This window comes from Streptomyces sp. I05A-00742, from assembly GCF_013055795.1.
In the GTDB taxonomy this organism is placed as follows: Bacteria; Actinomycetota; Actinomycetes; order Streptomycetales; family Streptomycetaceae; genus Streptomyces.
This window is the reverse complement of the sequence record NZ_JABETO010000094.1, coordinates 1-1,081: the sequence shown is the minus strand read 5'-3', so window position 1 is coordinate 1,081 and position 1,081 is coordinate 1. Positions and strand designations below refer to the sequence as shown.

The 1,081-nt window shown below is 82.7% G+C and carries 1 pseudogene; it reads right to left on the bottom strand.

From position 1 onward, the window contains the following. Positions 1 to 1,081: pseudogene (locus tag HN013_RS32215) on the bottom strand (SMC family ATPase); the annotation flags it as partial.

Below are 1,081 nucleotides of genomic sequence, written 5' to 3'. Positions count from 1 at the left end.
CCCGCCGCCGCGGTGGCGGCGGCGAGGGCCTCGCGCAGCGGCCGGTGGCGGCGGGCGGTCTCCTCGCGGTCCGCCTCGGCGCGGCGGTACGCCTCCTCCGCGGCCCGTTCCGCCGCGTGGTCCACCTGTCCGGCGGTGGCGCGGGCGGGCGCGGGGTGTTCGGTGGCGCCGCAGACGGCGCAAGGGTCTCCGGGGACGAGCCCGGCGGCCAGTTCGGCGGCGATGCCGCGCAGGCGGCGTTCCTTGGTGTCGAGCCAGTGCTCGCGCGCCCGGGCGGCCCCGTCGCGCGCGGCGGTCTCCTCGGCCTCCGCGTCGGCGGCCCGCCGGGCCAGTTCGTCGCGGCGGCGGGCGGCCTCCAGCCGTTCGCGGGCGGGGGCGACGCGGGCGCCGAGCTGTTCGGCGCGGGCGGTGGCCTCGTGGGCCGCGTCGAGGCGCTGCCGGTGGGCGTCGCGCAGGGCGGGCCAGGCGGCCAGCCAGTCGGCGTCGTCGGCGAGGGCGTCCTCGTCGGCGCGGGCCTGGCGTTCGAGGGCCGCGAGGGCGGTGGTGATCCCGGCGGCGCGCTCCTCGGCGCGGCGGGCGGCGGCGAGCGAGCCGAGGTCCTCGCGGTGGGCGCGTTCGAGGTCCGCCAGCCGTTCGGCCCCGGCGTCCCGGTGGTCCGCGGGCAGCCGTTCCCTGGCCCGCCGCTCGGCCTCCGCCGCCGACCGGTGACGTCGTTCGCTCTCCGCGCGGAACTCCAGGGCGGGGGCCACGGTGGCGGCCGCGCGCGCCCGCTCCAGGCGGTCGCGGAGCGCGTCCCGTTCGGCCCGGTGCTCCTCCAGCGCGTCAGCGCGGCGCCGCGCCTCGGCGTACTGCCGTTGCAGCCGGGCCCGTTCGCGGACCTCGGCGGCGTGCGCCGCTGCGCGCCGGTGCAGATCCTCGGCGGCCCGGACGGCCACCGCGGCGATGTCGCGCCGCTCGGTCGCGGCGGTACGGGCGAGGGCGGCCCACTCCAGGACGGCTCCGGTGAGCCCGGGGGCGCCGGCGGTGAGCGGCGCCTCGGCGGCCCGCGGGGCGGGGACGCCGGCCCGGCCGCGCGCCGGGG